Source organism: Niabella agricola (genome assembly GCF_021538615.1).
In the GTDB taxonomy this organism is placed as follows: Bacteria; Bacteroidota; Bacteroidia; order Chitinophagales; family Chitinophagaceae; genus Niabella; species Niabella agricola.
Map to the genome: position 1 here is coordinate 4,801,297 of NZ_JAJHIZ010000003.1, position 17,390 is coordinate 4,818,686.

Consider the following 17,390-nt stretch of genomic DNA (forward strand, 5'->3'; position numbering starts at 1 on the left):
GGATTCCATAAAATCAGGCCTCTTGCTTTTCTGCTTCGATTGCTATTTTCTTGTTGCCCAGCAGTTCCCTGTTGGTAGCAACCCAAACATAAGTATTGTTCTTTACCGAAGGAGCTACAGAAGCCTGTGGTGGTGTAGGAGTAGCTGTGGAGTCCTCCTTAGACTTTTCTTTATCGTCTTTTTTGTCTGTTTGCGTAGAATCCGTAGACACGACGGTTGAATCTGTTTTTGTACTGTCTACCTGAGCAAATGCACTTCCGGTGATCACGGTTGCAGCCAACGCCATCATTACTGTTTTTGTAGTTCTTTTCATGATTAAAATTTTAATAAAAAATATAAATAATAAAGGTTTACATACTTTCTAAACGCAGAGAAAAGATTTAGTGTTATATAGGAATTGTTAATAAATAACATAAAAAATATTAAAACATTTCCGGCTGTAAGCCAGTACTGTAAACGGTTTAAAGGCTTATATCAAACGATATAAAGAGCTTTTCTAAGTATCTTTCTCTGTTATTGAAATACAAATACAATACCACGAAGGCCAGGAAATAAAAAGAAAATGTTAATGTAAAAGCAGTAATTGCTAACTGGTTGTGCTCAACAAAAATAAATATAGGAATAAAGTAGCAAGAGTAAAATAAACTTTCTCTTACAGGGTCCAGTCGATGATCTGGTGCTCCCATTCTTTTCGGTAAGGAGTGGCAATACGGATGTAGTTATCCGTATATCCTTCTATCATGCCGTTCTTATTATGGTTTTCGAACAAGACTTTCCGGGTTTGCCCTGCATGCTGTTGTTCAAAATACTGCATTTTCATATAGGAAAGGTTCCGGAGCGTTTTATTACGCTCGTTACGTACGGATACCGGTACCACCGGCTGAAGCGTAAGTGCATGGGTGTTGGCTCGCTCGGAGTAGGTGAAAACATGAAGGTAGGAGATCTCCAGTTCGTGTAAGAAATCGTAGGTTTCTTTAAAGTAAGCATCGGTTTCGCCCGGAAAACCAACAATTACATCTACTCCGATGCAGCAATGAGGCATCAGGGTTTTGATGCGGCCCACCCGGTCTGCGTACAGTTCGCGCTTATATCTTCTGCGCATAGCCCCCAGGATGGTGTTACTGCCGCTCTGCAGGGGAATATGAAAATGGGGCATAAATCTTTTGCTGTTGGCAACAAATTCAATAATCTCATTTCCCAGGAGGTTGGGCTCAATAGAAGAGATCCGGAAGCGCTCGATGCCCTCTAGCTGGTCCAGTTCCTGTATTAGTTTAAAGAAGGTTTCGCTTCTGCCATTAATGGCTGCGGCAGCATTGCCATCAGGGCCTTTTCCAAAATCTCCCAGGTTAATACCCGTAAGCACGATCTCTTTCGCGCCGGAGGCTGCCAATGCCGCTGCATCTTTCAATACCGCATCAATGGAAGCACTGCGGCTTTTGCCACGGGCCATGGGAATGGTGCAAAAAGAACAGGTATAATCGCAGCCGTCCTGCACTTTTAAAAAGGTGCGGGTACGTTCGTTAATGGAGTAAGAACTGTGAAAACCGGTTACGTCCTCAATATCGCAGCTGCATATTTTGGCGGCGTCGTTTTTTGAAAGTTCTTTAATATGTTTTACAATATTGAACTTTTCGGCAGCGCCCAATACCAGGTCTACGCCGGGTATATCAGCGATTTCTTTCGGCTTTAACTGGGCGTAACAGCCGGTAATGACTACAACACTTTCCGGAGCCTTGCGCTGGATACGGCGTACCAGCTGCCTGCATTCTTTGTCGGCATTGTCGGTTACCGAGCAGGTATTGATCACATATACATCCGCAACATCTGTAAACTCCTTTTTTTCAAACCCTTCCTGTTCCATCAGCCGGGAAAGGGAAGAGGTTTCTGAATAGTTGAGTTTACACCCAAGTGTATGAAATGCTACTGTTTTTGTACCGTGCATAAAGGCTGCAAAATTACGGAAAAATAGCCGATACGGTAGTTTTTGGGAGCTGTTGACAAATATCCATACACTATTTTACCATAACCGTTTATTTTTGAGGGACTAAGCACTATGTTTCGATTTTTTTATATGATTTACGCGGCGGTAATCTTCCTGGTGGTGATGCTGCTCATTTTTCCATTTTGTATTCTTGCAGCATTTTTGGGCAGGATAAAAGGGGGGAATGTTATTTATGCGCTTTGCACCTTTTGGGCTGATATCTGGTTTACATTGATTGGTATCCGGGTGCAAAAATCGTATACCATGCCTTTCGACCGGAATAAGAAATATATCCTTATCGCTAATCATATATCGTACCTTGATATTCCGGTTATGGTGAAAGTTTTCCGGAAACCGATGCGTGCCTTGGGAAAGGCGGAGATGGGTAAATTGCCTATTTTCGGGTTTATTTACAAAAGGGCAATTGTAACTGTTGATCGTAAATCGGCGGAGGGCAGGGCCCGCAGCATCCGAATCCTGCGTTCGGTGATTAACAAAGGGATCTCTATTTTTGTTTTCCCGGAGGGTACATTTAATGAAACCGACCGGCCTTTGAAGGATTTTTACAACGGAGCTTTTAAGCTGGCACTGGAAACCAATACGCCGGTACGGCCGGTACTGTTCCTGGATACCTATAACCGGATGCCGTATTCAAGACGGTTCCCACTAAATCCGGGCAGATGCCGTGTGGTGTTTTTAGATGAGGTGCCGGTTGAGGGCTGGGCAGTAAAAGATCATGAGCGGTTAAAACAGCAGGTTTATGCGCTGATGGAGCAAAAACTGCTGGAGTATCGTGTAACCTGGGTAAAGCACCCGGATAAAGTAGGGAACGAATGAAGAATGAATTGCCTTATCAATCATCCGCGGCAACTGATTTTGCCGAAGTGATCATACCACTGGCATTGCCGCTGAATTATACCTGGGCGATTCCGGAGCATCTGAAGGAGGCCGCGCTGGTGGGGTGCAGGGTAGAAGTGAATCTTGGTAAAACCAAAAAATATGCGGGTGTTATCAAACGGGTTCACCAGACGCCTCCTGAGTTTTTCGAGGCAAAGGAGCTGGTCAGCGTGCTGGATGCCGCGCCGGTGGTATATGAATCGCAGCTGCAGCTTTGGGAATGGATGGCCCGGTATTATATGTGTACAGAAGGGGAAGTGATGGCAGCTGCCCTGCCCGCACATTTTAAACTCAGCAGTGAAACCATATTGGTTTTTAACGAAGAAGCCGGCGACGATTTTAACGAACTGGATCATGAGGCCTTCCTGGTGGCGGAAGCGTTGCTGTTGCGAAAGGAATTAAAACTCACTGAAGTGCAACTGATCCTGGATAACAGTCACGTGTACCCGGTGGTAAACCGGCTGATACAGGGAAAGATCTGCTATGTCTGGGAATCGTTAAAGGATAGTTACAGTCCCAAAAAAGAAACGTATGTGCTGCTACATCCGGATTATGACAACGAGGCGGCGTTGGAGCGGCTATTGAACACCGATACCAAGTTGCAGCGGGCCGAAAAGCAGCTGGAGTTGTTGCTTGGATATCTGCATTTCCAGAAAACGGAAGGAGCCATTACAAAACAGGCGCTGTTAAAGAAAACCGGCGCCAGCGAGGCTCAGTTAAAAGGACTTGCAGATAAAGGAATCCTGGTATTGGAGAAAAGGTCGGTGGATCGCATTCGCAGTTTACCTAAGGATATCCAAATCAATTTTGAACTGTCTGGGGCGCAATCTGCAGCGCTTCAACAGATCCGGACGGTCTTCAGGGAGAAAGACGTGTGTTTGCTGCATGGGGTTACTTCAAGCGGAAAAACGGAGCTCTATATTCACCTGATTGAGGAGCAGGTGCGCCAGGGCCGGCAGGTATTGTATATGCTGCCGGAAATTGCCCTGACCTCGCAAACCATCCGGCGCCTGCAACGGCATTTTGGAGGGCATATCGGTGTATATCATTCCAGGTTTTCACAAAATGAGCGGGTGGAGATCTGGAATAAAGTGAAAGACGGATCGCTGAAAATCGTATTGGGGGCCCGTTCTTCCCTGTTCCTGCCTTTCCGTGATCTGGGATTGATCGTTTGCGATGAGGAGCACGATCCATCCTATAAGCAAATGGAGCCTGCGCCCAGGTATCATGCCCGGGATGCTGCCATTTATTTTTCCTCGTTGTTTGAAGGCTGCAAGGTACTCCTGGGAAGTGCTACACCGTCCTTTGAATCGTACAACAATGCGCTGGCTGGAAAATATGGGCTGGTGCAGCTGACGGAACGGTTTGGGAACATCAGGCTTCCGGAAATCGAATTGGTAGATACCCGTCGCTTCCGGACCAAGGAGTTTGCGGATACCATTATTTTCCCGCCGCTTGCTGAAAACATCCGTAATGCACTGGAACGGAACAAGCAGGTGATCCTTTTCCAGAACCGAAGGGGATATACGCCTTATCAACGCTGTAATACCTGTGGTTGGGTACCACAGTGTAAGTACTGCGACGTATCACTCAATTACCATAAAGTATACAATAAACTGGTCTGTCATTATTGTGGTACCAGCTATCCGCTGATGGTTACCTGTCCCAGTTGCGGCAGCCATGATTTTATTCAAAAACAATTCGGCACGGAGCGGGTGGAAGAGGCCTTGCAGGAGCTGCTTCCCCATGCACATATCGGAAGGATGGATATCGACACGGTACGCGGAAAGCATGCGCACGATCAGTTGATTCAGACCTTTGAGCAACAAAAACTTAATATCCTGGTTGGTACTCAAATGGTGGTAAAGGGACTGGATTTTGAACATGTGGAGCTCGTGGGTATTGTAGATGCAGACGGAATCCTTTCATTTGCGGATTTCAGGGTGAATGAACGGGCATTTCAATTGATGGAGCAGGTAAGTGGCCGGGCCGGAAGAAAGCACGGGGTGGGAAAGGTAATGGTTCAAACCACGCAACCCGGGCACCCTGTGTTATTGCAGGTACAGCAGCATAATTACCGGGCACTCTTTGACGATGAACTGCCCAAACGAGAACAATTTGGTTATCCTCCCTTCACCCGGTTGATCCGGCTTCTCCTTAAAAATAAAATCAAAGACGTGGTGCAGGATGCCGCCGCCTGGTTTGCAGCAGCATTGCAGGACAAATACAGCCGGTTTATTATGGGCCCCTCCGAACCGATCATCAATAAGGTTCGCAATCAATACCTGATGGAATTGCTGATAAAGCTGCCACGGAACACCCGCTTGATCACACAGTGTAAAGAGGATGTCCTTTTTATGATCGCGCAGCTTCACCAGGAAAAACGGTATAAATCAGTGGTAGTGGTACCGGACGTGGATCCTTTATGATTCTGTATTGACAACAAGGAATTTTGGAGCAAATAAAAGAGGGTGCCGCTGACTAGGGCACCCTCTTTGGTCTTGGTTAATGACAAAAAAAAATTAATTGACTTTTACAACAAATACATAGTCCTGAATCTTTTTCGTTTGCTGCGTGCGATTCAGCGTGGCTATGGATGATTTGGTATTCAGTTTTACATTCTGAATGGTAGAATCATTTTTTTCCTTGTTTTTTACTTCATTCAGGATATTGTAAAGATTTTTAGACCGGATGAAGAATGCCACGCCTTCCTGATCTTTCTGGCGGCCGTTTAAAACCCCGATCACTTCTCCCTCGCTGTTCAATATGGGGCTTCCGGAATTGCCGCGGTTTGCTGAAATTTGTATCTGGCAGCTCAGCGTATCACCGTTAAAACCCGTCCGGGCGCTCAGGTAGCCCTGGTTGTAAACAATATTTTCGTCTTCCCGGGGGTAGCCCAGGGTAAACACCGGCTCTGCCAGGTCGGCCATTTTTCGGGAGAACCCGTATGGAACCGGCGGCAGGGGTTTAAAATCCTTGTCGGTAATCTTCAGGAGGGCAATATCTCTTACCGGATCAGTATATACTACTTCAGCAAAGTATTCAACCCCGGTATTGCTGGCTACCGCCACATTTTGCGCATTCTGGATCACATGGGCATTGGTTACCAGTAATCCCTTGTTATCAATCATAAAGCTGGTACCGCTGGAGCTATAAGTGATCTCCGGTGTTTTGGGATCAGTACTGCGGTTTTTGAGGTCATTGATCTCTTCGGCCTGCTTCCGCGATTTATTTTCGAGCGAATTGAATTTCTTGCTCAGGTTTTCGATCTGGGCATTATGGGCTTTTGGGGTTACCGACCAAAGAATGGCAGACACCATCAGGGCTGTAAGTCCGGCAATCGACGCCGCAATAGAAGCCACCCGTTTATACCGGTTATACAGGTAAGCCAGCTTGGCCTTTCCTTTAAGCGCCGGAGAGTCGATTTTTCCCTGGGCCGTCAGATCCGTATGGATCTCGTTTAGGGAAGCATGGAATTTCTGCCACTCATTATAGCGGTTCATGCGCTGCATAAACAGCGTATGGGTTACTACCATTTGGTCGATCTCGCTGTCGGCCTTTCTTAAATTTTCAAAATGTAAACGTTCATCAGGAGTCATTTCCCCGGAAATATACCGTTCCACCGCTTCGGTTAACAATATATTGTCGTGCTCATGCATTATCCTACTACTTTTTATATTGAGAAAAGAATATTTTTTTCAACCGCATCAGGCATTTATATTTCTGAGTTTTAGCATTTTCTGCATTCGTATAGCCAAATGTTTCGGCGATCTCCAGCATGCTCTTCTTCTTAAAATAAAATGCCTCCAATAAACTTTTACAAGGCTCGCCCAGGTGCTGGATCGAATGATGCATCAGGTCATATTCCTGGTCTTTTTGTTCATGCACCTCCAGATCTTCATCAACTTTTACCTGGCTTCCGGAATCATTCCACTCCTCAGTGAAGCGGCTTTGTTGCTGTAATCTTTTCAACCACAGTCGTTTAGCCACGGAGTATAAATATGTTTTGATCTGGCAGTTAAGCTCAAATGTTCCTGACCGCGCCTTTTCAAAGAGAACCACCATCGCTTCCTGGAAAATATCCCGGGCATCGTCGGCAGTACCACTATTATTGACTACCAAAGCCTGAATGAGGTTGTAATGCTGTTTGTATATTTCTTCGGTTGATTTCTTATCATTGCGCGCTAAACCCTTCAGTAGCAATATTTCCTGTTCTAAGATCGTCTCTTTCACGCTTTGTTCAGTTTATAATACTTTTTTTTAAAAATAGTAACCCTTTCCCACTAAGAAAAACTTTTTTACAGGCAGGCGGGTCACCTTTCCTTAAAAGTTGTATTAACCTTAAATCTCTAATCTAAAAATTTAAAGTAATGAAAAAAATATTTACTATCCTGGCAATCAGCTCTGTAGGTTTTATTGCATGTAATAATGCTGCAGAAGGCGACAAATCGGGTGATTCTACAGCCGTTGCACCAACAGATACCACCAGCATTACCCCGGCACCTCCTGCAAATACCGATACGGTGATCAATCTCGACACCAATCATGCACCTGCAGTTGATACTACAGTTAAAAAATAAGTCATTCATATTCGGCAAATAAAAGGCCATCCCCGAACAGGCAGGATGGCTTTTTTATTGCGGTTTACTGTTCCGGACATCAAGTCTTGAACTGTAAACCGGGCAGCAAATAAAAATATCGTACCTTTGCGGGTTCATTTTATAAAAATATTTTAGTGGTTACATTTGAATCGTTGGGAATTGAAGAAGGATTACTTCAGTCATTACAGCAAATCGGGTTCCAAACACCTACTCCGATCCAGGAACAAGCAATACCGGTTTTATTACAAGGAACAAAAGATTTTATAGGGCTGGCGCAGACCGGAACCGGTAAAACGGCAGCTTTTGGCTTGCCATTGCTGCAACTGATTGACCGATCGTTTCCTTCACCCCAGGCGCTGATCATTTGCCCTACCCGTGAATTATGTCTGCAGATTGCAAACGACCTGCAATCCTTCCGTCAAAAGAACGCGAATATCGGAGTTACTGCTGTATACGGGGGAACGGCCATCAGTCAGCAGATCCGCGAAATAAAAAGGGGAACGCATATTGTGGTAGCCACCCCGGGACGGTTAATTGATTTAATAGAACGTAAGGCAATCAATCTCGAAGACATCCATTACGTAGTACTGGATGAGGCCGATGAAATGCTGAACATGGGCTTTAAGGATGATATTGAATTCATTCTTAAGGAAACACCCAACCGCCAGAGCACCTGGCTGTTTAGTGCCACCATGCCCAAAGAAATCCGCCAGGTGAGCAAGCGCTATATGGAAAATCCGTTTGAAATTACCGTAGGGAAAGCTAATTCTGCCAACACCAATATTGCGCACCAATATTATCAGACACAGCATGTGAACCGTTACGAAACCTTAAAACGTATTATTGATTTTAACCCTGGGATGTATGGCATTGTATTTACAAGAACCAAGGCCGATGCCCAGCAGATAACGGAACAGCTGATTCGTGAAGGATACGATATAGAGGCACTGCATGGAGATCTTACCCAGGCACAACGGGATAAGGTGATGGCCCGTTTCCGTGAAAAATCATTGGAGCTATTGATTGCAACCGATGTAGCCGCCCGTGGAATCGATGTGCAGGGGATTACCCATGTGATCAACTACGAATTGCCGGATGACACTGAAGTTTATACCCACCGAAGCGGAAGAACCGGCCGAGCAGGATTGAGTGGTATTTCCATTTCTATTGTAACGCCAAAGGAGGTTTATCGCTTAAGGCAGATTGAAAAACTGATCAATACAAAGTTTAACAAGCTTGATATCCCATCCGGTAAGGATGTTTGCCGCAAGCAGTTCTTCCATTTTATCGATAAAATGTTAAAGGCTGATATCAGCCACGGGGAATACGAGGCCTATGTACCGGTGCTGGAGGAAAAGTTTGAAAACATCAGCAAGGAAGAGGTATTGCAGCGTGTTGCAGCCCTGGAGTTCGACCGGTTCTTAAAATATTATGAGAACTCCGTTGACCTGAACCTGAGGAATGACCGTGGCGGAGATGATAGGAAGGGTGCGCGTGGACAAGAGCGGGGAGGGCGCGGAGGACGTGGCTCCGGCAACGGACAATACCAGCGCCTGTTTGTAAACCTGGGAACAAAAGACGGGTTTTACAAAGCCAGTTTCCTGCAGTTTATCCTGGACATGAGCCGCCTGAGCAAAGATAACCTGGGCCGGATCGACATGAAAGAAATGAACAGCTGGGTGGAAGTAGATACCGATTCCGCGCGCATTATGATTAAGGCGCTGGATGGAAAAAATTACAGGGGTAGAAGAATCCGCATGAACGATGCTGAAAGCGGCGGCGGACGCAGAAAAGGATAGGACTTAAAGTAATGTATTAATGCAAAAGTGAGATGTACTGCGTCTCACTTTTTACGTTTTAGTTAACCACACATTCCAGGTTTACCGTGATACTGGCGGTTTTGTTTTTGGAAGAAGTATTAAACGTGCCGCCGTAGCTGTAATCCTCGTTGCTGTTTTGTCCCGTAATCTGGAAGATTCCCATATTGGCCTTAACCACGTTGCCTAAAGACCCCCCGGTGTTCCGGGCAATGGTTTCGGCCCGTTTGCGTGCATCTTCCGCCGCTTTGGCAAGCAGGTCCAGTTTAAGATCTGCGAGCTTGGTATAGAAATATAAGGGTTCGGGAGAATTAAGCTCAATCCCGGTTTCAATCAGCTCGGTAATTTCCCTTGAAAGCGCTTCTACTTTTGCAATATCGCCCGACTCTACTTTTACGTTTTGAGTGAGGTTATAACCGCCGAAAGTTGTGGTAGTCGATTTGGTTTCTTCACTATAGTTTGACCGGAAGATCTTGTCGATTTTCACCGACGAAAAGATCATTTGCTGGGGGGTGATGCCTTTACGCGTGAGATAATTCCGCACATTGGTTTCATCCTGCTTTAACAGGGCGTATGCGGCTTTCAGGTCAAAGTCGGTGCGGTTATAGCTGCCATTCCAGGCAATCAGGTCGCTCGTAAAATCTTTCTCCGCGCTGCCGGTTACCCGGATGGTCTGGCGGGTCTTAAATTTATATTTATAGGCACCGGCTACAATCAGTCCGGCCAGCACGATGCAGATTCCAATAATAACAAGTCCGATAAAACTGCGGTCACCGGCAGGGGCATTCATTCCTGTGTTTGCTGTGTTACTCATATAACTAAATTAGGCAAAAGCGTACAGCCGGCAAAATTCAGAGCGATTATACAAAAATCCGGGTGATAAAGGCCCATTGCATTGACCGGAATAGTAGTTTATTGATCGCTGGTGCAACGCCCGGCAGCATCAGTTTGGTTACAATTCTGTTGCAGCTGCGCAGGCCCGGTTATGGAGTTCGCTGAAGCAATTTTCTGCCGTATAAACCCCGGCCGATTAGAAAGGCTGGCCGTCGATAATACAGCCGCCGATTTCTTCCTGCAACGGAATTTACTGCCGATGCATACGACAAAAACGTTGCGTTGGAAAACAACGCTTTTACGCGAATCCGGAATTTCAAGACCCGCTGCGCAGAAACAAGACCCCGACAAAGAACGAATTAAAACAGCATGCCTGTAGAAAAATAGCTTAGCCACTGAATGTGAATGCATTTGCGATCCGGTGTTTTTTCACAAATAATTTACAACCCTGCTGTTATCTATTTACTGGTTTCGGCGTCTTACTTATAGAAAAACAAAAAGAAAATGAAAAGCCGTTTAATAAAATTTCTGGGTGTAGCGGCAGTTATTCTGGTGCTGGCGGGCTGTGGTCCTTCGGCGCATGTTGAAACCTCCCGCAATGCCAATTTGGACCGGTACCGCACATTTGCATGGGCCGAGAAAAAAGACCGGAGAGGTCGTATGGGTAACAGTACAATGATGGAAAGCCAGGTTAAAACCGCCATTTCGGATCGTTTGCAATCCCGCATGGGGTGGCAGCAGGTATCGCGCAATCCGGATGTAATCTTAAGTTATGATGTATTGGTGGAACGCGGGTCAAGAGTTGAGTCTGATCCCCGGTATAGCTGGGGTGGCTTCCGCACGTTTTATAATCCTTACAGCCGTCGCTTTTATAATGTATATTATCCTTCCATGTTTATGGGGTATGATAATTATGAGGTGCCTACAAAAGAAGGTACGATTACAGTTACTATGGTGGATGCGCGCACCGATGAAACGGTGATGCAGGGCTGGGCTACGGATGAAGTGAACAGCCGCAGGATTTCCGGAAGAGAAATCGACCGGATTGTGGATGCGATCTTTAGGAAATGGGAATCGGGTTCGAGAAATAACCGGTATGACAACCGGGGAAGAAGTTCCCGCTCCAACGGGCGTTACTGAGAAAGATATGTTGAAGACAGTAGTTTGGTTTGGTAGTTACAACGGGGCCTCTGTTATTTTTAGCGGAGGCCCATTTTTTGGATTTGAGATTTCAGTGTTTAGTGAAAGGCATGACGAAGCTCCTGGTTCAATGCTCCCGTTCCTGCAGCAACTGATCCAGATCCAGCTCGCGGGTATACATTTCAAGGCTGCCGTCCGCATGCAGGGGCCAGGCTTCTTTCGGGCGATCCCAATAAAGTTCCACGCCATTTTCATCCGGGTCATTCAGGTACAGTGCTTCTGAAACTCCATGGTCTGCTGCCCCCGTGAGGGGATAATTTTTTTGCATCAACCGGTATAAAATACCGGCCAGGTCTTTTCGGGTAGGGTACAGGATGGCCGTATGGAAAAGGCCGGGCGCTTTTACCGGCGCAGGAGGCGTGTTCCTGCTGTACCAGGTATTCAGACCAATATGGTGATGGTAACCACCGGCGGATATAAAAGCTGCCTGACTGCCATACATCGTTGTGATCTCAAATCCCAGCAGACCGCAATAAAAATCAATCGACCGCTGCAGGTCGGAAACTTTTAAATGTACGTGCCCAATTCTGGTAGCCGGAGGAACTTTGTATGCCATCATTTTTTGTTTCAGGTTGCATATTTCAGGTTTCGTTCCAACCGGAACATGCAACCTGAATTTTTAACATTAAGCCTCCCACGCAAGCGCACTGGCACCCAGGATCGCCGCATCAGCTTCTTTTAGTTCACTGAAGACCAGTTTTACCTTGTTTTGAAAAATAGGTAGGAGGTTTTTCTCCATATGCTCCTTTGTCGGTTTCATAATATAGTCACCTGCTTTTATCACCCCGCCAAAAAGGATGATGGCTTCCGGTGAAGAGAACATGATAAAATTAGCCAGCGCTTCTCCCAGTATCTGGCCAGTGTACCGGAACACTTCCATTGCCGTTTCATCACCTTTTTCAGCCAGCTCAAATACAGCGCGGGAATCCAGGTTTTCTTCCGGAACTTCATTTAACGCAGAGTGAATATTTTCGGCTCTCAATTTTTTTGCAGTAATGGCAATGCCGGTTGCAGAACAATAAGCTTCCAGGGAACCGTGCGCGCCTGTGCTCCAATGCTTGCGTCCGCCCGGGCGTACAATCGTATGCCCCAGTTCGCCGGCAAACCCGTCATGACCGTAAAGCATTAGCCCGTTGGCAACAATTCCGCTGCCTACGCCCGTGCCAAGGGTGATCATGATAAAATCCTTCATACCTCTTGCCGCGCCATACATCATTTCGCCCATAGCCGCTGCATTGGCGTCGTTGGTAAGGGTACAGGGGATGCCAAATTTATCGCTCACCATTTTAGCGATCGGGATCACACCCCTCCAGGGAAGATTTGGCGCGTATTCGATGGTTCCTGTATAATAATTTCCATTGGGAGCACCCATTCCTATCCCCTTTATGCCAACAGAACTGTTTTTTTCAATGATCGGCTTCATTGCTTCATAAAGCCCTTCAATAAACGATTCAATCGTTGGGTAGGCATCCGTTTTTATGTCGCCCTTATCCAAAATTTCACCCCTGTGATTTACAATGCCGTATTTGGTATTTGTACCGCCGATATCAATCCCAATCGCTAATTCACTTGACAAGTCTAAAATTCCCATTTCATTATCCATTTAATACATTTTAATGTCCGCCACCGGAAGTTTTTACATCATAGTCGATGCCTTGCTGCTTCAGAGCGGCCTTTGCCCTTATGGCATAAAAGGCAAGATACGCAAAGCAAGCCACACCAACAAAGTAAGAATACTGAATACCGAGGTGTTCGGGAGCGGCCAGCCAGCCCTGGAGCAGGCTCACAAATCCGCCACCCATAATCATGAGGATGAGCAGGCTGGAACCTTTGTTGGTGAATTTGCCTAAACCAGCGATGGACAAAGTGAAGATACAGGGCCAAAGGGTAGAGCAGAACAATCCTACGCAAATAAAGGCGTAAACGCTGATCATTTTATCGGCAAAGATCCCGATGAGCAGGGCCACCATGGCCATACAACTAAAAATCAGCAATTGTCTTGCAGGGTTTCCTTTACTTAAAACATCACAAACGATAAGGCCTATAATCAGGAGGGCGTAAATATAAAAAGGCGTAATATCGTGATTGGCGATCCTGTTGACCAACAGGAAAACCGCAAAAGCTATATAAGGCATGAGAAACCGCAAAATGCTTTTTGCACCTTTTGAAAGGTCAAAGGCTCCAACAGATCCGGTCCATCGCCCGATCATCAGACTGGCCCAATACAGCGATACAAAGGGCGCGATTTTATCGGTAGGAGTTTGCAGGTGCTCCTTCATAAACTCCGGCAAATTGGCGGCAGTGCTTACTTCTACTCCCACATAAACAAATATGGCGATCATGCCCAGTACCAGTTGTGGGTAGGCAAAAACAGAACGCCGCGCCGGAACAGCGGTATTAGTGTCCGCTTCCAGCGATTGTTTGCTGCCTTCAACTTCCACATTATCGGAGGGATCCACCGCTTCTAGATCAATTTTATTGGGAACGGATGAAAACCGGAAAATGATGGCAACGATCACAAAGGCCAGTCCCAGTACCAGGTATGGCACTTTGATGCTCTGGATATCGGCACTGGCGCTGGACGCTGTAACCGATCCGAAAATGGCAAAGCTTACCACGAGCGGACCAATAGTGGTTCCAAAATTATTGATACCGCCGGCAAGACTTAAACGCTGCGAACCCAGCTTGGGATCACCCATAATAATAGCCAGCGGATTGGCGGCGGTTTGCTGCAGTGAAAAGCCAAGGCCAACAATAAACAGCCCTACGATAAATAAGGAAAAGGATTCCTGCTGCGCAGCCGGATAAAACATCAGCGTACCCAGGGCTGAAATGATCAGCCCCAGTGAAATGCCATTTTTATATCCGATCTTTTGCAAAAGATCTTTGCCAATAGCACTGCTGATCAAAAGAAAGATCAGCGAGCCTACAGTATACGCTACATAAAATGCAAAGGAAACCATCTGGGATTGAACCTGGGTCAGGTGAAGCTTTTCTTTAAATACGGGTATCAGGATATCATTACTGGCAGCAACGAAGCCCCAAAAAAAGAACACGATAATTAACGTTCCAAATTGGGACCACTTTGTCGTTTGATTTGTCATGTCAATCGTTTATTTTTTACAGGAAGTAAATGTAAATAGTTATCATCTAAATAAAAATTTTAATTCTTTCAATAGCAATTTCTATTCATTTATAAATAATGCTTACATTAGTAACGGAAGAAATCAGTATTATGGAAATAATTCATGTATCAGCAGAGTGTTATCCGATGGCGAAGGCCGGCGGATTAGGAGACGTGGTGGGAGCCTTGCCTAAGTATCAGCATGAACTTGGGCATATCGCTAAAGTAGTGATGCCGATGTACCGGACAAAATTCTTATACCAGAATGAATGGGAACTGGTACACGAAGGTGGTCAGGCCCTGGGCAGCGAATGGTTTAAATATAGTGTTATAAAAGAAAAGACCAATAAACTGGGGTTTGATCTGTACCTGGTAGACATTAACGGTAAGCTTGACCGCGAGCGGATCTACGGATACGAAGATGATACCGAGCGTTTCATCGCCTTTCAACTGGCGGTTTGCGACTGGATCGGGCGCTGGCAGCACCGGCCGGATGTGATCCACTGTCATGACCACCATACAGGCCTGATCCCGTTCATGGCGCGGCATGCTTATGCATTCCGCTACCAGCTGGGAAATGTGCCTACTGTGTTTACCATACATAACGGAGAGTACCAGGGCCAGTTTGGCTGGGATAAATATCATTACCTGCCGGCTTACGACACCTGGAACTGGGGATTGCTGGACTGGAACAACGCCATCAACCCCATGGCCTCGGCTATCAAATGCGCCTGGAAAGTGACTACGGTAAGTCCCAGTTATATGAACGAACTGAAACATTCGGCAAACGGGTTGCAGCATCTGTTCGAATACGAAAAAGGAAAATGCCTGGGAATTATCAACGGCATTGATACCGAAGTATGGAATCCGCAAACAGACGGATTTATTGCGAAAAACTACGATACTGAAGCCGTAACACCCGGCAAGGAAAAAAATAAAAGAGAATTGACGGCGCAGTTCGGGTTGGATCCGGAAAAACCGCTGATCACCTTCATCGGTCGACTGGTAGGGGAAAAGGCGGCCGACCTGCTGCCAGATGCCATTAGCCAATCGATTTACCAGTACCATGGAAAAGCCAACTTCCTGATCCTGGGTTCCGGGGAACCGGAAATTGAACATCAGCTGGATGCGATGAAAAACCGGTTCAAAGGCTATTTCAATGCATATATCGGTTACAATGAGGGGTTGAGTCATTTGTTATATGCCGGCTCCGACTTTCTGCTGATGCCCAGCCGCATAGAGCCTTGCGGACTAAACCAGTTATATGCCCTGCGCTACGGAACCGTGCCTATGGTACGCAATATTGGCGGACTTAAAGATACCGTTGTGGACTTTGGTGATCAGGGCGGTTTTGGTATCAAAATGGAACAGTCCAGTGTTGGGGATATTGCCTATTCTGTAGGTCGCGCCATTGACCTTTATTCCAACAGACGGGATTTGTATACATCTATGCGGGGCCGGATGATGACCATCGATCATGGATGGGATATGTCGGCAAAACAGTATCTCCAGGTATACGAATCGCTACAGCCAGGTCAATAAAATAATAATAATACGGGGTTTACCGATTCCTGTCTATATTTATAACACCAAGCAATTTTAAAATCTTCTATATGTCCATTTCAAATCAGATTATTGCCATGATCCTGGGCGGGGGAGCAGGATCAAGGCTGGCTCCGTTAACCAGCACCCGCTCCAAACCCGCGGTACCCATTGCGGGAAAGTACAGGCTGGTAGATATTCCCATTTCCAATTGCATTAACTCAGATATACACCGTATGTTTGTATTAACGCAGTTCAATTCAGCCTCTCTGAACCGGCATATTAAAAACACGTACCGGTTCAGTGCCTTCAGCACTGCGTTCGTGGACATTCTTGCAGCAGAGCAAACACCGGATAATCCTACCTGGTTCCAGGGCACGGCAGATGCCGTGCGGCAGAGTCTGAGACACCTCGGGCCGTTTCCCAGCGATTATGTGCTGATCCTTTCCGGCGATCAGTTGTACCAGATGGATTTTAATAAAATGCTGGAGCATCATAAGGAATGCGGGGCTGAAATTTCGATCGCTACCATACCGGTTGGCGATCGTGAAGCGCCCGAATTCGGAATCCTAAAAACGGATGAGAATAATTTTATCACCTCCTTTATTGAAAAGCCTTCGAAAGACATACTGGGCGATTGGGAAAGCGACACCGGTCCGGCCATGCAGCAAAAGGGAAGGAATTACCTGGCTTCCATGGGTATCTATATTTTTAACCGGAAATTGCTGGAATCCCTGTTATTAAAGAAACATCCGGAAGCTACCGATTTTGGTAAAGAGATCATTCCCGCATCGATCAGCGAGTATAAAGTAACCAGTTTTCAGTACGAAGGCTACTGGACGGATATCGGGAATATTTATTCTTTTTTTGAAGCCAACCTGGAGTTGACTTCAGACATACCGGAGTTCAACCTGTTTGACAATACCAAGGCGATCTTTACCCGTCCCCGTATGTTGCCGCCTGCAAAAATCAGCGGCACCACACTGGAAAAAACAGTGATTGCCGAAGGCTGCATCATCAATGCCTCCCGGATCGAACATAGTGTGATCGGTATCCGGTCGCGGATCGGCTACGGTTCCACAATTGTGAGCTGTTATATTATGGGAAGTGATTTTTATGAAACGATTGAAGACCTGAGCCGCGATCAGAATAAAGGCATTCCACCCATCGGTATCGGGAAACGTTGTTACCTCCGTAATTGCATCATTGACAAAAACTGCCGCATCGGGGACGATGTACGGTTAAATGGAGGTACACACCTGGAGAACACGGATCATGAGTTGTATACCGTAAAAGATGGCATTATAGTGGTGAAAAAAGGAGCGGTATTGCCCAGTGGCTTTGTAATTTAAGCCGTAGTCCGCATCAATCCTGGTTGCTTCAGCGAGTAGGAT

General features: G+C 46.2%; 15 protein-coding genes. 7 read left to right on the forward strand and 8 right to left on the reverse strand.

The annotated features are described in order from the left end of the window. Positions 1 to 13: 13 nt before the first annotated feature. The gene (locus LL912_RS25240) at positions 14 to 313 is read right to left on the reverse strand and encodes a hypothetical protein (protein ID WP_235556405.1); all 300 of its coding nucleotides are present in this window, start codon (positions 311 to 313) and stop codon (positions 14 to 16) included. 339 nt (positions 314 to 652) lie between these two features. Next, a complete protein-coding gene (gene mtaB / locus LL912_RS25245) occupies positions 653 to 1,942 on the reverse strand; it encodes a tRNA (N(6)-L-threonylcarbamoyladenosine(37)-C(2))-methylthiotransferase MtaB (RefSeq protein ID WP_235556406.1) in 1,290 nt (429 codons plus the stop codon). A 111-nt stretch (positions 1,943 to 2,053) separates the two neighbouring features. Between mtaB and LL912_RS25250 the strand changes: the two genes are divergently transcribed. Next, positions 2,054 to 2,818 (forward strand): lysophospholipid acyltransferase family protein, encoded by a 765-nt coding sequence (locus LL912_RS25250; RefSeq protein WP_235556407.1) that lies wholly within the window; start codon positions 2,054 to 2,056, stop codon positions 2,816 to 2,818. Further along, positions 2,815 to 5,307, forward strand: a complete 2,493-nt coding sequence (gene priA / locus LL912_RS25255) for a replication restart helicase PriA (protein WP_235556408.1) — start codon at positions 2,815 to 2,817, stop codon at positions 5,305 to 5,307. The genes LL912_RS25250 and priA overlap by 4 nt, the downstream gene beginning before the upstream one ends. A gap of 93 nt (positions 5,308 to 5,400) precedes the next feature. Here priA and LL912_RS25260 read toward each other — a convergent pair whose 3' ends face one another. Both LL912_RS25260 and LL912_RS25265 read right to left on the reverse strand, forming a co-directional pair. Further along, positions 5,401 to 6,537 carry a S1C family serine protease gene (locus LL912_RS25260; RefSeq protein WP_235556409.1) on the reverse strand — a complete coding sequence of 379 codons (1,137 nt, stop codon included), beginning with the start codon at positions 6,535 to 6,537 and terminating at the stop codon, positions 5,401 to 5,403. A 7-nt stretch (positions 6,538 to 6,544) separates the two neighbouring features. After that, positions 6,545 to 7,111 carry an RNA polymerase sigma factor gene (locus LL912_RS25265; protein WP_235556410.1) on the reverse strand — a complete coding sequence of 189 codons (567 nt, stop codon included), beginning with the start codon at positions 7,109 to 7,111 and terminating at the stop codon, positions 6,545 to 6,547. A 137-nt stretch (positions 7,112 to 7,248) separates the two neighbouring features. Between LL912_RS25265 and LL912_RS25270 the strand changes: the two genes are divergently transcribed. Both LL912_RS25270 and LL912_RS25275 read left to right on the forward strand, forming a co-directional pair. Further along, positions 7,249 to 7,458 (forward strand): hypothetical protein, encoded by a 210-nt coding sequence (locus LL912_RS25270; protein ID WP_235556411.1) that lies wholly within the window; start codon positions 7,249 to 7,251, stop codon positions 7,456 to 7,458. A 155-nt stretch (positions 7,459 to 7,613) separates the two neighbouring features. After that, positions 7,614 to 9,278 carry a DEAD/DEAH box helicase gene (locus LL912_RS25275; RefSeq protein ID WP_235556412.1) on the forward strand — a complete coding sequence of 555 codons (1,665 nt, stop codon included), beginning with the start codon at positions 7,614 to 7,616 and terminating at the stop codon, positions 9,276 to 9,278. 58 nt (positions 9,279 to 9,336) lie between these two features. On the opposite strand, the gene LL912_RS25280 is transcribed toward LL912_RS25275, so the two are convergent. After that, complete coding sequence (locus LL912_RS25280; protein ID WP_235556413.1) at positions 9,337 to 10,110, reverse strand: SIMPL domain-containing protein; 774 nt, start codon at positions 10,108 to 10,110, stop codon at positions 9,337 to 9,339. 524 nt (positions 10,111 to 10,634) lie between these two features. Between LL912_RS25280 and LL912_RS25285 the strand changes: the two genes are divergently transcribed. Beyond that, positions 10,635 to 11,270, forward strand: coding sequence for a DUF4136 domain-containing protein (locus tag LL912_RS25285; protein WP_235556414.1), 636 nt, complete (start codon positions 10,635 to 10,637; stop codon positions 11,268 to 11,270). Positions 11,271 to 11,397: 127 nt separating this feature from the next. Here LL912_RS25285 and LL912_RS25290 read toward each other — a convergent pair whose 3' ends face one another. The 3 genes from LL912_RS25290 to LL912_RS25300 form a co-directional block, all read right to left on the reverse strand. After that, a complete protein-coding gene (locus LL912_RS25290) occupies positions 11,398 to 11,889 on the reverse strand; it encodes a VOC family protein (RefSeq protein WP_235556415.1) in 492 nt (163 codons plus the stop codon). 66 nt (positions 11,890 to 11,955) lie between these two features. Further along, a complete protein-coding gene (locus LL912_RS25295; RefSeq protein WP_235556416.1) occupies positions 11,956 to 12,921 on the reverse strand; it encodes an ROK family protein in 966 nt (321 codons plus the stop codon). A 22-nt stretch (positions 12,922 to 12,943) separates the two neighbouring features. Beyond that, positions 12,944 to 14,434, reverse strand: a complete 1,491-nt coding sequence (locus tag LL912_RS25300) for an MFS transporter (protein ID WP_235556417.1) — start codon at positions 14,432 to 14,434, stop codon at positions 12,944 to 12,946. 98 nt (positions 14,435 to 14,532) lie between these two features. Here LL912_RS25300 and LL912_RS25305 point away from each other — a divergent pair, with 98 nt between their 5' ends. Together LL912_RS25305 and LL912_RS25310 are read left to right on the forward strand one after the other, a co-directional pair. Continuing rightward, a complete protein-coding gene (locus tag LL912_RS25305; RefSeq protein WP_235556418.1) occupies positions 14,533 to 15,996 on the forward strand; it encodes a glycogen synthase in 1,464 nt (487 codons plus the stop codon). A gap of 71 nt (positions 15,997 to 16,067) precedes the next feature. Then, a complete protein-coding gene (locus tag LL912_RS25310) occupies positions 16,068 to 17,348 on the forward strand; it encodes a glucose-1-phosphate adenylyltransferase (RefSeq protein WP_235556419.1) in 1,281 nt (426 codons plus the stop codon). Positions 17,349 to 17,390: the final 42 nt, after the last annotated feature.

Bases quoted from the DNA above. Each gene is read 5' to 3' on its own strand.
- LL912_RS25240 (WP_235556405.1), bottom strand. From the start codon at position 313: ATGAAAAGAACTACAAAAACAGTAATGATGGCGTTGGCTGCAACCGTG.
- mtaB (WP_235556406.1), bottom strand. From the start codon at position 1,942: ATGCACGGTACAAAAACAGTAGCATTTCATACACTTGGGTGTAAACTC.
- LL912_RS25250 (WP_235556407.1), top strand. From the start codon at position 2,054: ATGTTTCGATTTTTTTATATGATTTACGCGGCGGTAATCTTCCTGGTG.
- priA (WP_235556408.1), top strand. From the start codon at position 2,815: ATGAAGAATGAATTGCCTTATCAATCATCCGCGGCAACTGATTTTGCC.
- LL912_RS25260 (WP_235556409.1), bottom strand. From the start codon at position 6,537: ATGCATGAGCACGACAATATATTGTTAACCGAAGCGGTGGAACGGTAT.
- LL912_RS25270 (WP_235556411.1), top strand. From the start codon at position 7,249: ATGAAAAAAATATTTACTATCCTGGCAATCAGCTCTGTAGGTTTTATT.
- LL912_RS25280 (WP_235556413.1), bottom strand. From the start codon at position 10,110: ATGAGTAACACAGCAAACACAGGAATGAATGCCCCTGCCGGTGACCGC.
- LL912_RS25285 (WP_235556414.1), top strand. From the start codon at position 10,635: ATGAAAAGCCGTTTAATAAAATTTCTGGGTGTAGCGGCAGTTATTCTG.
- LL912_RS25290 (WP_235556415.1), bottom strand. From the start codon at position 11,889: ATGATGGCATACAAAGTTCCTCCGGCTACCAGAATTGGGCACGTACAT.
- LL912_RS25295 (WP_235556416.1), bottom strand. From the start codon at position 12,921: ATGGGAATTTTAGACTTGTCAAGTGAATTAGCGATTGGGATTGATATC.
- LL912_RS25300 (WP_235556417.1), bottom strand. From the start codon at position 14,434: ATGACAAATCAAACGACAAAGTGGTCCCAATTTGGAACGTTAATTATC.
- LL912_RS25305 (WP_235556418.1), top strand. From the start codon at position 14,533: ATGCTTACATTAGTAACGGAAGAAATCAGTATTATGGAAATAATTCAT.
- LL912_RS25310 (WP_235556419.1), top strand. From the start codon at position 16,068: ATGTCCATTTCAAATCAGATTATTGCCATGATCCTGGGCGGGGGAGCA.